The sequence below is a fragment of the Exiguobacterium sp. s101 genome, from assembly GCF_018617835.1.
GTDB classification, from domain to species: domain Bacteria; phylum Bacillota; class Bacilli; order Exiguobacteriales; family Exiguobacteriaceae; genus Exiguobacterium; species Exiguobacterium marinum.
Map to the genome: position 1 here is coordinate 24,090 of NZ_JACSKX010000007.1, position 13,516 is coordinate 37,605.

Here is a 13,516-nt window from a genome sequence, read left to right on the forward strand (position 1 = left end):
AAAGGGTCCTTTTTATTTTTAATGAGGTGATTATTTTGGAACAACCAACAGCAAACAAATGGGCACTCTTGCCGTTGCTCGTCTTCTTACTCTTTTTTATCGGAGCGGGTGTCTATTACGGGGATTTTTATAAGTTTCCGGTCCTCGTTGCGGCCATCATCGCCTTGATGGTTGCAGCATTCATGACAAAAGGAAATGCTATCCAAACCGTCGAGCGCATCGCTCAAGGAGCCGGCAATCCGGGAATCATCATTATGATTTTTATCTTCTTACTGGCCGGCGCATTTTCAACCGTCGCTGAATCAATCGGCGCCATCGATGCAACGGTCAACGCTGCGTTGACTCTCTTACCACCATCGCTTCTTTTGAGCGGGCTCTTCGTCATTGCCGCCTTCATCTCCATGGCGATGGGAACGTCGACCGGGACGATTGCTGCACTTGCACCAATCGCACTCGGTATACATGAAGAGAGTGGTGTCAACGTCGCCATCGCTGCGGCAGCGGTCGTCGGGGGTGCGATGTTCGGGGATAACCTCTCGTTTATCTCAGATACGACCATCGCTGCTGTGCGGACACAACGGACGAATATGCGTGATAAGTTCCGAACGAACTTCTGGATTGTGTTACCGGCCGCAATCATCACAACCATTTTACTCGCCGTCTTATCGAACGGTGAATCGACTGTCGATGTCGCTGCATTTGAGTGGTATAAACTGATTCCGTATCTCGCGGTGATCGGACTAGCGTTAACAGGACTGAACGTCATTCTCGTTTTGTTAGGTGGGATTACGCTCACGGGTATCATTGGTCTACTTGACGGAAGCTTATCTGTGACAGCGTTTGTGACAGCCATTGCGGACGGGATGATCGGCATGGCCGAAATCTCGTTCTTGACGTTACTCATGGGCGGACTTGTCGGACTCATTTCACATAACGGCGGTCTCGCATATTTACGTGATGCCTTGACGTCACGCATCCAAAAACGGGCCGGTGCTGAATGGAGTATCGCCGGTCTTGTCAGTGCGACAAACGTGGCGACGGCGAACAACACGATTTCCATTCTCGTAGCCGGACCGCTTGCAGCGAACATTGCAGACGAATATGACATCGAACGGAAAAAGTCTGCTAGCGTGCTCGACATCTTCTCGTGCGGCGTACAAGGGATTCTCCCATACGGAGCACAACTCCTCATTGCCGCAGAGTTGACGGAGACGGCATCGCCTGACCTCGTCCCGTTCATGTTCTATCCGTTCCTCCTCTTTATTTGCGGAGGGATTGCCATTGCTTTCAACTTCCCGCGCTTTAAAAATCAGTCATAAGCGAAAACACCCCTTTCTCAAAGGGGTGTTTGTCGTTTGGTCACCATCTCTTGTTTCAATTGCTCGTTCCGTTTCTTGAACGCCCGTCGCTTGAGCACTTCCTCAAGCCCTCGACTGATGGCCCATAGTATGACTAAGAGCAGACCGAGCATCGACAAGCGAAACGGGCTTTGAATAAATTCTTCCCACTGGTCTCCGATGACAGAGAAAATGACGACGACGAGCAGTTTACCAAATCCCGCTGCTAATATGAACGTACGGAGCTTCATTTGGATGAGCGCCAGTAAATAGGTAATCAAACTGACCGGGATGAACGGGAGTGAATATAAGAACCCGAGCGAAATCGGGCTCATGTGATTAATTCGTTCTAACCAATATATCGCCGTCTTATGCTTCTCAAGCCATCGTGTCATCGGTTTTCGGAAGATGTACCGGACGGCCGCGAAGACGACAATCGTTCCGAGAAGACTCCCGATCCACGACAAGAGAACACCTAACAAAAAGCCATATGTCGCCGCATTCGCAGAAATGATTAAGACGAGTGGCAGAAAAGGGAAGATTGCTTCTAAAAATGGAGCACCAAGACCAGCCCAAGGACCACCAGGCAAACTCTGAAGCCACTCAATCAATTGGATAATGTACTGTTGGAGAGAAGTGAGCATAGTCGTTCCACCTTCAACTTTTGTTACTACTCTATTACCCGAATTCGATTTAGAAGACGCATCTCCCTGCATTCATCAAAAAAAATTAAAAACCATTTGCGAAAATCCGTCGTGATATTTATCATATAATAATGGACTTGTGGTTGCAGGCAAGTCTATTCGTCGAACGACACAACCCAACGTTCGTTTTCCTGCAAAAAACTGAACACAGGGGAGCAACATAACATGGAAACAAAACCAATGCGGGTCTTGCTGTACTATAAGTACGTCAATATCGAAGACCCAGAAACACTCACGCAAGAACATTTGAAGTATTGTAAAGATCTCGGTATCAAAGGGCGTATCCTGATTTCTTCTGAAGGAATCAACGGAACGTGCTCCGGTACATGGGAACAAACCGAGCAATACATGAATGATTTGAAAGCAAGCCCACTCTTCAGCGATATTGAGTTTAAAATCGATGAAGTCGAAGAGCATGCCTTCAAGAAAATTTTTGTTCGTCACAAGAAAGAGCTCGTGACGTGGCGCTTTGATGGTGAGTTTGATGTGCCGAAACAACACGGAGCATACCTAGAACCAGCAGAATGGAAAGAGATGATGAACCGTGATGATGTCGTCATCCTCGATGTTCGTAACAACTACGAGTACGAACTTGGTCGCTTTAAAAATGCGATCAAAATTGATGTAGAGGCTTCACGTTACATGCCGGAATGGCTTGAAGAGAACAAGGACCTCTACGAAGGGAAAACTCTTCTCACATACTGTACCGGCGGCGTCCGTTGCGAGAAATTTACAGCATATATGCGTGACCAAGGTCACGATAACATTTTCCACTTAAAAGGTGGTGTCGCGATGTATGGAAAAGACGAAGCGACAAAAGGAGAGAACTGGGACGGTGAGCTTTATGTCTTCGATGAGCGCATCAACGTCCCTATCAACTCGGTGAACCCATCTGTCGTCTCACATTGCATGCATTGCGGGACAGAAACGGTTCGTTACGTTAATTGTGCCAACCCGGAGTGCAACGTTCAACATTTCTGTTGTGAAGAGTGTGAACCGAAACAAATGCGTTCATGCTCAAAAGAGTGTCAAGAACACCCACGCAACCGTTATATCATCGACAATATTGCAGAGAAACTTCAGGAAACTGAAGGAGTAGTCGGGTAACAAAAATCGACCAAAAGGTGTCACGGATGACTCATCCGCGGCACCTTTTTTGACGAAATCTTAACGTATAATCTGAGACGCTTTCGGGTATAGTGAAGGTACTATGTCAGACAGGAAGTGAATACTTGCATGTTTAACGAACCTTTACTCGCTGCGATTCTTGCTTGGTTTATCGCCCAAGCGGCCAAACTCGTAACTGAACTCATTAAAACACGGGATTTTGAAATTGAAATCATGTTCGCTTCAGGCGGCATGCCGAGTTCACACTCATCTACTGTCGTTGCTCTCGCTACGGCAATCGGTCGTGCAGAAGGGATTGACTCGAGTATGTTCGCACTCGCCGTCGTCTTTGCGACAATCGTCATGTATGATGCTACCGGAGTTCGCCAGGCGGTCGGGTTTCAAGCTCGTCTCTTGAATGACTACTTTAAGGGGATCAAACATGAAACCCCGCTCTTGAATGAGCTTGTCGGACATACGCCGTTCCAAGTCATCATTGGGGCTTTACTCGGCCTTGTCGTTGGATTGTTTTTTCCCATTTAATCGTTAAAGGTATGTCATTTCTCACACTCTCGATTCTTTTTGTGAAGTTTCACAAAGAAGACGGTATACTCAGAGTGAGGAGGAATCGATATGCCTTTTTTGCAGAAATCATATGAATCACTCGATACACTCGCCGAAGCGATTGGCCAAGCGATTCGAGCACCTATTACGATTGAAAATCGCTATCACCAATTACTCGCCTATAGTACCCATCCCGACTCGACCGACCCGGCCAGAATCGCGACCATTATCGGTCGTCGCGTACCTGAAGCCGTGATCGAAGATTTATGGGAGAGTGGTATTTTAAGAGAAGTCACCGTCCAAGATGAACCCGTTGTCATCCCAGCGCGGCTCTCCATCGGTCTCGGGGAACGCGCGGCAATCGTCATCAAACAACATGATGAAGTACTCGGCTATATTTGGAGTTTAGCCCGCACAAATCCGTTCACCAATCAAGAGTTGGCAATTCTACAAGAAGGAGCGACAATCGCCAAGAAACTACTCATGACAATTGCGATGCACGAACGTCGTATCAGTGCCGAGCTTGAACGTTTTTTATTAGATGTCCTTGCTTCTTCGTCGCTCTCCGATTCTAATCGCGAAAGATTGAATGAACTCGCACCTATCGCGGTCGCGAGTCGTCTAACAATCATCGAATGTACCCAACCGATCACCCCTCAACTCGCTGAGCGTCTTCATTATGTGCTCGCAACTCAAGAGGCAATCGAAGTCGTTTTACATGCCATCGATGGTCAGCAGTTACTCGTCTGGCACTATATGAAGTCTGAACTGTCCGATGAAGAGACGGAATTATTAGCTTGGGCGGAACGGTTCGAACAGTTACTTCAAGACAAATTTATCGAATCCGAACCACGACTCGGAATCAGTCGACGCTTTTTTGAGAGTGACATGTTATACGACGCAGCCGAGGAAGCAAGACGCGTCACGACATTGCGTCGCAAGTTCCCTCTCGAACTCTCGACTTCCCGTGCTTTCGAACAGATTGGAATTTATCAACTTGTCCCAGAGCTCGCACGGCGCATCGGGCTCCGACTTGAAACCCATCCGACCATCGAACGGTTGCAACATTACGATTCGTCCCATCAGACCGAACTCGTGACGACACTCGAATGGTATTTTTATTTCGAAGGCAATGTTAAGCGAGTCGCATCCCACCTACACATCCATCCGAATACCGTCCTATACCGGATTCGACGCATCGAAGAGTTGACGAATATCACTCAAGTGTCATTACCGGAACGAGCTATGATTTATTTGGCCATCAAAGCTGGTCAATATCGATTAGAAGACTAGACGTTCGCTTTGTGTTTTTTCACAAAGCGAACGTCTTCGTTTTTAGAATCCATGATAAAGACAGCGCTTTCAATTGGATTTATACTAGGGGTGTGAACAATTTGTGTCAACGGAATGAAAGGGGAATGTTCCATGAAAATCGGGGTATTAAAAGAAATTAAAAACAACGAAAATCGGGTGGCATTAACACCGATGGGTTCATTTATGCTAACAGAGCTTGGTCATGACGTAGTCGTCGAAACGAACGCCGGACTCGGTAGTGGATTCACGAATATGGAGTATATCGATGCAGGTGCAACAATCGTCGAAACAGCGAAAGAAGTATGGGAAGGCGTCGAACTCGCACTTAAAGTAAAAGAGCCACAGCCGTCGGAATATCAATATTTCCGTTCTGATTTGACGCTCTTCACGTATTTACACCTCGCGGCGGAGCCAGAGTTAACGAAAGCGCTCGTCGATTCAGGTATAACAGCAATTGCGTATGAGACAGTAGAGGTCGATCGGACGTTACCACTTCTCACACCAATGAGTGAAGTGGCAGGTCGGATGGCTGCCCAAATCGGAGCACAAATCCTTGAAAAACCTCACGGTGGGAAAGGAATTTTAATGTCAGGATTACCAGGCGTGCCTCGTGCGAATGTTACCGTCATCGGGGGCGGTGTCGTCGGAACGAACGCGGCCCGCATCGCAATCGGTCTCGGCGCAAGCGTTACGCTGATGGACATTAGCCCTGCTCGTCTTCGTCAAATCGATGACTTGTTTGGAAATACCATCAACACGTTAATCTCAAATAAATATAATATCGCCAAACGAGTGGCCGAGAGTGACCTCGTCATCGGGGCTGTCCTCATTCCAGGAGCGAAAGCACCTAAGCTTGTCACAGAAGAAATGGTACAACGAATGTCACCAGGCTCTGTCATCGTAGACGTCGCGATCGACCAAGGAGGCATTTGTGAGACAATCGACCACATCACCACGCATGATGCACCGACGTATGAACGTTATGGTGTACAGCATTATGCCGTTGCTAACATGCCGGGAGCAGTACCACGCACATCAACAATGGGTCTGACGAACGCGACGATGCCATATATCATTGAATGTGCACAAAAAGGCGTATTCCAAGCACTTCTTGAAAATGGTTCACTTCTCAAAGGCTTAAACGTCATCAAAGGGACTGTCACATATGAAGCGGTCGCTCGTGATCTGGAATATCCGTTCGTTCCTGCTCATGAAGCGGTCGCAAAACAAACACAAGCATAAATCTAAGGCAACGAGATGCCCGTTCTCGTTGCTTTTTTGTTATAAATGAAAGAAGGAATCGAACGAAGTCGTCCGATTCCTTCTTTCATTATGCATTCTCAACGGTGATGTCTTCCCCGATAATTTTCACTTCCGGTTCTAACTCCACTTCGAACTTTTCTTTGACGGTCGTTTGGACGTGACGAATGAGCGAGATGTACTCTGTCGCTGTCGCCTCGTCAATATTGACGATAAATCCGGCGTGCTTGAGCGATACTTCTGCTCCTCCGATTCGCTTACCCTGTAGACCTGATTCCTGAATCAACTTGCCGGCAAAATAGCCAGGTGGGCGTTTAAATACACTTCCGCATGAAGGATACTCCAGCGGTTGCTTCGATTCACGTTTATATGTCAAATCGTCCATCACTTCTTTGATCACTTCGTAGTTCTTCGGTTCGAGTTCGAACGTCGCTTCTAATACGATCAATCCCTCTTTAGATACACGACTCGTCCGGTAATCAAGTTCCAGTTCGTTTTTTGACAAATGAAGTACTTGGCCTTCCGGTGTCAATACCGTCGCAGACGTAATGACGTCTTTCGTCTCTCCTCCGTATGCACCAGCATTCATATAGACCGCACCACCGACCGTTCCAGGAATACCACAAGCAAACTCAAGACCAGACAAGCTCTCTGCAAGCGCTTGACGAGAAACATCAATAATCGCTGCTCCAGCTTGTGCAATCATTTGATCGCCATCACGACGAATCGTGTTTAATTCATTCAAATTTAAAACGATTCCGCGGATTCCCCCATCCCGGACAATCAAATTTGAACCGAACCCAAGAACCATAAATGGCATCGCTTCCTGATGGGCTAGTTCTAAAACGGCCTGTACTTCTTCGTACGTATGTGGTGCTACGAAGTAATCTGCCTTTCCACCTAGTTTTGTATACGTGTGCGCCGACAATGGCTCGTCTTGAAGGACGCGCTCGGTCGGAATGATACTTTGAAGTTGCTGTAAAAAGCTCATGCGTTCACTCAATCCTTTACCTTCTATTTAATCAGTGTTCGGTCCCATTTCATTCATCCCGAGCACGTCCCTGAATGGTTTCAGTACGAAACACAGTATACAAATGATTACCGGGCGTGACAAGCAACGTTTTTCTTACAAATTAACAATTAGTTTATAACAATAGTGATGTGGCCATAGCAACTACAATGGGGATTGTAAAGTTATCCCAATCTCGATACGATATCGCTTCTGTCAGCGTTGCAATGATGGAAATAATAAACCCATAAGTTACCACTTGCCACATCACGATATCATTCCACAAAAACAATAAAAATAAGACCGCATATGAACTAAGGAACATCGCGACACTTCCTTGGAAGGAACGCTTTTGGCCGTATAAGTCATAAGTGATTGTGCCGTATTTCCGTCCGATGAGTGCAGCCATCCCGTCTCCCCATGCGAGAACGAGTGAACCGGCTAAAAAAGCAATCGGCTCTGACTCAAAGAAAAAATAGAGGATAACGAGTAACGCGATTGGATAATAAACTGTCCCGAACGACTTTCTTTCCGTTTGATGTACCGGCGATGGACTTTTGTATAACAAGACCGCGTTCGCAAAGGTAAAAAAGATAAGCGGGACTGCCGCAACGTACCATGACTCTAATAACCAAATCGCTAAAAGAGACCAGTGCCCGACTGCGATATGTACACTTTTTCGAATTGTTTCATCTGTCCACCCAAGACGTTTCCCAACTTGTTCGAGTCCTACGAGAAATACGAGGACGACCACGATCGAAAGAATTGAACTAATCCATTCATTCATTGCTTGACCACCTTTATGTACAGAGTGTATATGATATCGTCATTATACCTTAATCGGTGCCCATCCTAGCTTACTTTTCAAACATTTGGTAGAATGAGGTCAAATGACTGTATAGCCAACGTACGATGTTGGCGATAGAAAGGGTGGCCGTATGCGCGACGCAACTTCAATTCAAACTTTGGCAGATTGCCTTCATTTTATGCAGGTCGGAGAAATCGAGCGAGCCATCGCCCTCTTCCCCGAGGACGTACGTGAGCACTTTCCAAAAGAGCTTCGAAAAATCCACTTGTTTCATATTGAAAAGAACGGCTTATCAATCAACCAAATCGTCGCACTTGCGAACGCATTGACCGGAGAACATCTCTCCGCGACGACAATTCAAAACTGGACGAAGCGTGAAGTCCGGAAAATCATCGGTGTCCCACGAATCGGTAAAAAGTATTCCTTGCATCAAGCGGCAATCATTTATCTCCTTGATGACTTGAAACACCTTTTTTCACTGGAAGAGACGAGTTCCTTGTTGGCGCTCATCTTCAATAACCCTGACCGGGACGAAGACGACTTCATCACCCCGATTGATTTCTATCGTCTGTATGCGGAATATGCGAAGTCCACAAGCCCGATTGACCTTCTCGATACGCGGGCAAAACGTTCACTTGAAAAGACGAAATATACCCATCCGAATATCGTCCACGTTTTGAAGCTCTGTCTATACGCACATCGGGTGACGACACTCGAACTCGAGGCGAAGCACTATTTAAACCGCTTCATTTGATGAAGCGGTTTTGTCGTGGCATCAAAAAAGCACCGGTCCCCTCGACCGGTGCTCGTCATTTTTATGAGACAGATACTGCAAGCGGCATCCGCGATTTAACCGTTAACGTCTTTAAAACAGAAAGAAGTTCGAACATGGATAGTTGGTCTGCTTCTTTCGTTAGGCAGAACGTATCATTTTCTTGTTTCCGTAGTTCGGCGACAAGCTTACCTGCTTTGTCTCGGACACTGAACTTATGACGTTCCACATCGTATTGAATCGTGAAGAGTCCGCGTTCATAGACATTGTACTCACACTTTTTCCCGAATAACGAGAACTTATCTTTCAATTGACCGATTGCCTGCCCGTCATGGTTCATCACGACCCATTTTTGGCAGTTCGGAATATACTTCCCGTGAGCGATCTGTCGTCCAGACAAATTGTGTACTTGGACGCTGCCTTCCGCGTCGCGGTGAACAGATCCGATCGCATCATTTGTCTCATCATAAATGGTCGCCTCGCCTTGCGTAAAGACGCAACCTTTTACATAAATTAATTTGCGCACCGCTTTTTCCTCCTAGCACGTTCCAACCGTGTTTTTTTATGTGTACGGTCGGGTATTTCTTAAAACCCCAATCGTTTCTCTGTGTAGTTTTTATCTCGTTTCAACTACTACATATTTCATATGACGAAGATGATTATTGCATCGTTTAACGAAAAAGACAACCCCTTTTTTTCGACATTATTCCGGATTCTGTCGAACTTGTGAACAGGCCTATCCTTATCGCTTATATCCCGCTTCTTTTAAGAGTTCTTCAAGTTCCATTCTTGCAATCAAACGAACTTGATTTGGTGACGCTAATTCATACGCACCGTCCGTATAAGTCGAGTTCGTCACGACCCATCCTTCATGAGCTTGATAGTACGGGACTGCCGCCGCAATTTGTTGAACCGCTTCAAGTCCGACCACCTTTTCATATCGTTTCGCTTGTATCGCGATCGTCCATCCATCAGGCGTCTTCAGTAACAAGTCAGCTCCAAAGTCTCGGGATGCAGGTGTCACGGTGACCGTGTAACCGAGTGCTGTGAACACTTCTTCTAAAAATAGTTCAAACTCTCGACCGTCCATGCGATCGATTCGATCAATCGTCGACAACCGAATCTTCCAAACAAACCACCCGATTCCAAGCAGAAGAAGCAAAATACTGCTCCAAAGTGGTGCCTCGAACCACCATAAACTAATGGCACCGATGATACTAATGAGTAATCCAATCATCCCCATCTTTCCTTTCTGAGTCTTCTCTCTCACTTTACCGTTTCGAGGGCAGGAAATGAAAGGGGGATATGTCGAATGATATAAAAGATATGCTCGTCTGACACCGAAGAAGGAGGGATGACCGTTCATGGAGAATCACGCCAATCTCCAAAGTAAGTTACTACATGCACTACCTTATGGGGTTGCTTTAATACAGAAAGATGGAACAATCGTCCAAGCAAACCGCCCATTTCTAGAGCAATTTCCAGAGAATCTGCAGACTCGTGCTAACCTTTTCCATATGGTCAACCAGTCGCCGATTACGATGGAATTGTCTCGTCGCATGGAACAAGGGCTTCCTTGGATGTATGAACTACCGACGATGCGTGTGCACGCTAACCCTTGGGAAGATAATTATATCCTCTCCATCGAACCTCTCCCTCACGATACACGCGTGACGATTCAGCATAACGCCTTTGAGGCGATGATGCACACAGAGCTCGATATGGCGATGATTATGACGGATGCGAACCTGTTAATCACTCGATTTAATCAAGGGGCAACAGAACTGTTCGGCTATGCACCCCATGAAGTGCTCTATGAAATGACTCCGTTCGCTCTATTTGAATCGAGAGAGTTGAGCGAAAAGCGCTCCGCGTACCAGGACGAAATGGAACAGCTGCTTTCTTTTGAACAAATGCTGCGCCTTGCTCTCGACAAAGGAGACCGGGAGTGGAAGTTTCAATGTAAGGACCGGACACATTTCATCGGAAAACTATTCATGCATCCGGTGTACGAGCAAGAGCAACTCATCGGCTTTTTTTTCTTTGTATTCGATGTGAGCCCGGAGATTGAATTAAAACGAGAGCTGCGTTATAAAGAACAACGCTATCGTATGTTTGCCGAATCCGTCATCGAAGCCGTCCTGTTTCATGAGGATGGGATGATTCTCGATGCGAACAAGGCAGCTGAATCTATATTCAAAATCCCTGCCGAACAGATGGTCGGCCGCCAAACCATCGAGTTCATCGCAGAAGGATACCGGGCTGACGTACTGAGACGCATTCGGAACCATATTCAAACCCCTTATGAAGTGATTGGACGGCGAGAAGATGGGACATTCTTAGAAATGGAAGTATATCCGAAAGAAGTGACGTATCAAGGTCAAACGTTACGGGTAGCCGTCATGCGTGACATCAGTGACCGTAAAAAAGTAGAGCGTATGCTCGAACGTGAAAAAAATGCAATCGCCCGTCAACGGGATGTCATTCAATCCATTTTGCAAGCGTCGAATGAAGCATTCGTCTTAACCGAATCGAACGGGAGTGTCTTGTTCATGAACGTCCACGCGCGACGACTCATGGATTTACCTGGAATCGCTCCGAATAAAATTCAAGAACGTATCCCGCTCCTCTCTACGTTCCGTCCACGTGATCGAAGCGAAATGTTACGCAAGATGGACCAACTTCTCGACGGAACGGCTCAAGAGGTGTCGATGCGCTTCTCCATCCCACAGCCGAGCGACCGGGATGAAGAATATTACGAGATGTACGGGACAATTATGGATACGAAGCGGCAATTCGGTATGGATAGTGGCTTCTTATTCGTGTTCCGGAACCGGACTGAAGAAGAACGAATGGATCAGATTAAAAATGAATTAGTGAGTACGGTCTCACATGAACTCAGAACACCACTCTCCTCGTTGTCAGGGTACATCGAATTGATGCTCGCACGTGATTTGACACCTGAAAAACGAGAACGGTTCTTGAAGACGATGGCGAAGGAGGCCAAACGGCTGACTGCTTTACTAAACGATTTTTTGGACATTCAACGCATGGAGGATGGGCATCAGGAATATAAACAAGATCATTTTTCTTTGAATAAACTCGTCTTAGAAGTGATTGAACGCTTCCGTGAAACGAATGACCACGCTATCCATTTCGACAATGCCGATAATGACATGCTGTTGATTGCTGACCGAAACCGGATTGAACAGGTACTTGTCAACTTGATTTCAAATGCCATCAAGTATTCGCCGAACGAACAAGAAATCGAAGTACGAATCCGACAAGACCACAACCAGGCTCATGTATCCATTCGGGACTTCGGAATCGGTATTCCTGAGCACGCTTTCGAGAAATTATTTACAAAGTTCTACCGGGTCGACAATTCGGATACACGTAAAATCGGCGGGACCGGTCTCGGTCTTTCCATTTGTAAAGAAATTATCGAATCACACGGCGGAAGCATTGAAGTAGAATCGAGTATCGGAAAAGGATCAACTTTTACATTCACATTAGACTTAGCGGAGGAAACGTCATGAACAATTATGCCTTTACCGGATTCCCTGGATTTTTAGCAGGAAAATTAATTGAACACCTCGCTTCGTTACCTCACCAAATCGGAACGATCTATGCGCTACACCTTCCGAACCAACAGCGTGAAGCGGAAGAACTACGGGATACGTTGCTGTCCATGACATCCCTCGAGCCTCGTCAGCTCGTCTTAGTGGAGGCGGATATCACGTTGCCTGAAGTGATTCTTGATCCGATTATGCGGTCCGTCATCGAGCGAGACGTGCATTACGTCTTTCACCTTGCTGCTGCCTACGACCTAAGCATTCCTTATGATACCGGTTATCGTGTCAATATCCTCGGAACGAAACATGTAACGGCGTTCGCCAAGCGCTCGAAACAATTAAAGCGTTACGTATACTTCAGTACAGCCTATATCGCTGGACATCGTCGGGGAACGGTCTATGAAAACGAGTTATGGCATCGGGCACAGTTTAAAAATCATTATGAAGCGACTAAATACGAAGCAGAAGCGCTCGTCTCACGTGAGATGGGAATCATGCCAATCACCATCATTCGGCCTGGTATCGTGATTGGCCATAGTCGAACAGGAGAAACGAAAAAGTTTGACGGTGTCTATTTCGTACTGAAGTTGATGGCTCAACTCCAGCAGATGCGACCATTGCCTTATATCGGTCGAGCAAACGTCGAGGTGAATCTCGTTCCTTATGATTACGTAGTGGAAGCGACCGCCTTCTTGGCACACTCGCCAGAAGGAATGAAACGAACGTTCCATCTGACAGACCCCTTCCCACACGGGGCGCGAGAAGTGTATCGTATGTTGCATGAGACGATGTTCCAACGTCCGCCTCGAGGAACGGTCCCTCACGCTGTTGCGGACGTCGCATTCACGACCTGGAAGAATGCCGCACAACTCGATGTCCCTCATGAACTATTGGAGTACTTCAAGCATCCCGTTCATTTTGACACGACACAAACGATCCGTGCGCTCGACGGGACCGGCATCGTCTGTCCAGATTTACAAGATTATCTACCGGAGATCGTCCGTTATTTCATGACACACAAAAAGCCCTGAGGTGTCAGGGCTTCAACTATGACTGGAACCAAAAG

Annotated in this window: 13 protein-coding genes; 8 read left to right on the forward strand and 5 right to left on the reverse strand. The window is 46.7% G+C overall.

Features of this window, described 5'->3' with window-relative positions; genetic code table 11:
- Positions 1-35 precede the first annotated feature (35 nt).
- A complete protein-coding gene (locus KNO76_RS07475) occupies positions 36-1,319 on the forward strand; it encodes a Na+/H+ antiporter NhaC family protein (protein WP_214884319.1) in 1,284 nt (427 codons plus the stop codon).
- A gap of 17 nt (positions 1,320-1,336) precedes the next feature.
- Here KNO76_RS07475 and KNO76_RS07480 read toward each other — a convergent pair whose 3' ends face one another.
- Entirely contained in the window at positions 1,337-1,981 is a 645-nt protein-coding gene (locus KNO76_RS07480) for a TVP38/TMEM64 family protein (protein WP_214703727.1), read from the reverse strand.
- A 225-nt stretch (positions 1,982-2,206) separates the two neighbouring features.
- On the opposite strand from KNO76_RS07480, the gene trhO reads away from it, so the two are divergent.
- The 4 genes from trhO to ald all read left to right on the forward strand — a co-directional run bounded on the left by trhO (position 2,207) and on the right by ald (position 6,268).
- Positions 2,207-3,148, forward strand: a complete 942-nt coding sequence (gene trhO, locus KNO76_RS07485) for an oxygen-dependent tRNA uridine(34) hydroxylase TrhO (protein WP_214884321.1) — start codon at positions 2,207-2,209, stop codon at positions 3,146-3,148.
- A 117-nt stretch (positions 3,149-3,265) separates the two neighbouring features.
- Positions 3,266-3,691, forward strand: a complete 426-nt coding sequence (locus tag KNO76_RS07490) for a divergent PAP2 family protein (RefSeq protein WP_026824508.1) — start codon at positions 3,266-3,268, stop codon at positions 3,689-3,691.
- Positions 3,692-3,781: 90 nt separating this feature from the next.
- On the forward strand, positions 3,782-5,005 hold the full coding sequence (locus KNO76_RS07495) for a PucR family transcriptional regulator (RefSeq protein ID WP_214703726.1): 1,224 nt from the start codon (positions 3,782-3,784) through the stop codon (positions 5,003-5,005).
- A 132-nt stretch (positions 5,006-5,137) separates the two neighbouring features.
- Positions 5,138-6,268: an alanine dehydrogenase gene (ald, locus tag KNO76_RS07500; RefSeq protein WP_026824510.1), complete on the forward strand. Its 1,131-nt coding sequence runs from the start codon at positions 5,138-5,140 to the stop codon at positions 6,266-6,268.
- Between the two features lie 88 nt (positions 6,269-6,356).
- Here ald and murB read toward each other — a convergent pair whose 3' ends face one another.
- Positions 6,357-7,277, reverse strand: coding sequence for a UDP-N-acetylmuramate dehydrogenase (murB, locus tag KNO76_RS07505; RefSeq protein WP_026824511.1), 921 nt, complete (start codon positions 7,275-7,277; stop codon positions 6,357-6,359).
- Positions 7,278-7,431: 154 nt separating this feature from the next.
- Complete coding sequence (locus KNO76_RS07510; protein ID WP_214884335.1) at positions 7,432-8,082, reverse strand: diacylglycerol/polyprenol kinase family protein; 651 nt, start codon at positions 8,080-8,082, stop codon at positions 7,432-7,434.
- Positions 8,083-8,233: 151 nt separating this feature from the next.
- On the opposite strand from KNO76_RS07510, the gene KNO76_RS07515 reads away from it, so the two are divergent.
- Entirely contained in the window at positions 8,234-8,857 is a 624-nt protein-coding gene (locus KNO76_RS07515) for a DUF1836 domain-containing protein (protein WP_026824513.1), read from the forward strand.
- 61 nt (positions 8,858-8,918) lie between these two features.
- Here KNO76_RS07515 and KNO76_RS07520 read toward each other — a convergent pair whose 3' ends face one another.
- Both KNO76_RS07520 and KNO76_RS07525 read right to left on the reverse strand, forming a co-directional pair.
- Complete coding sequence (locus tag KNO76_RS07520) at positions 8,919-9,401, reverse strand: LURP-one-related family protein (RefSeq protein WP_026824514.1); 483 nt, start codon at positions 9,399-9,401, stop codon at positions 8,919-8,921.
- A gap of 216 nt (positions 9,402-9,617) precedes the next feature.
- Positions 9,618-10,112: a restriction endonuclease gene (locus KNO76_RS07525; protein WP_026824515.1), complete on the reverse strand. Its 495-nt coding sequence runs from the start codon at positions 10,110-10,112 to the stop codon at positions 9,618-9,620.
- Between the two features lie 127 nt (positions 10,113-10,239).
- Between KNO76_RS07525 and KNO76_RS07530 the strand changes: the two genes are divergently transcribed.
- Entirely contained in the window at positions 10,240-12,414 is a 2,175-nt protein-coding gene (locus KNO76_RS07530; RefSeq protein ID WP_051545917.1) for a PAS domain-containing sensor histidine kinase, read from the forward strand.
- The gene (locus tag KNO76_RS07535; RefSeq protein ID WP_214703722.1) at positions 12,411-13,481 is read left to right on the forward strand and encodes an SDR family oxidoreductase; all 1,071 of its coding nucleotides are present in this window, start codon (positions 12,411-12,413) and stop codon (positions 13,479-13,481) included. Before KNO76_RS07530 ends, KNO76_RS07535 begins: the two co-directional genes overlap by 4 nt.
- The last annotated feature ends 35 nt before the right edge of the window (positions 13,482-13,516 follow it).

Excerpts from the sequence above, each read along its gene's own strand:
- KNO76_RS07480 (WP_214703727.1), bottom strand. The coding sequence starts at position 1,981 with ATGCTCACTTCTCTCCAACAGTACATTATCCAATTGATTGAGTGGCTT.
- KNO76_RS07495 (WP_214703726.1), top strand. The coding sequence starts at position 3,782 with ATGCCTTTTTTGCAGAAATCATATGAATCACTCGATACACTCGCCGAA.
- murB (WP_026824511.1), bottom strand. The coding sequence starts at position 7,277 with ATGAGCTTTTTACAGCAACTTCAAAGTATCATTCCGACCGAGCGCGTC.
- KNO76_RS07535 (WP_214703722.1), top strand. The coding sequence starts at position 12,411 with ATGAACAATTATGCCTTTACCGGATTCCCTGGATTTTTAGCAGGAAAA.
- KNO76_RS07525 (WP_026824515.1), bottom strand. The coding sequence starts at position 10,112 with ATGATTGGATTACTCATTAGTATCATCGGTGCCATTAGTTTATGGTGG.
- KNO76_RS07515 (WP_026824513.1), top strand. The coding sequence starts at position 8,234 with ATGCGCGACGCAACTTCAATTCAAACTTTGGCAGATTGCCTTCATTTT.
- trhO (WP_214884321.1), top strand. The coding sequence starts at position 2,207 with ATGGAAACAAAACCAATGCGGGTCTTGCTGTACTATAAGTACGTCAAT.
- KNO76_RS07510 (WP_214884335.1), bottom strand. The coding sequence starts at position 8,082 with ATGAATGAATGGATTAGTTCAATTCTTTCGATCGTGGTCGTCCTCGTA.
- ald (WP_026824510.1), top strand. The coding sequence starts at position 5,138 with ATGAAAATCGGGGTATTAAAAGAAATTAAAAACAACGAAAATCGGGTG.
- KNO76_RS07530 (WP_051545917.1), top strand. The coding sequence starts at position 10,240 with ATGGAGAATCACGCCAATCTCCAAAGTAAGTTACTACATGCACTACCT.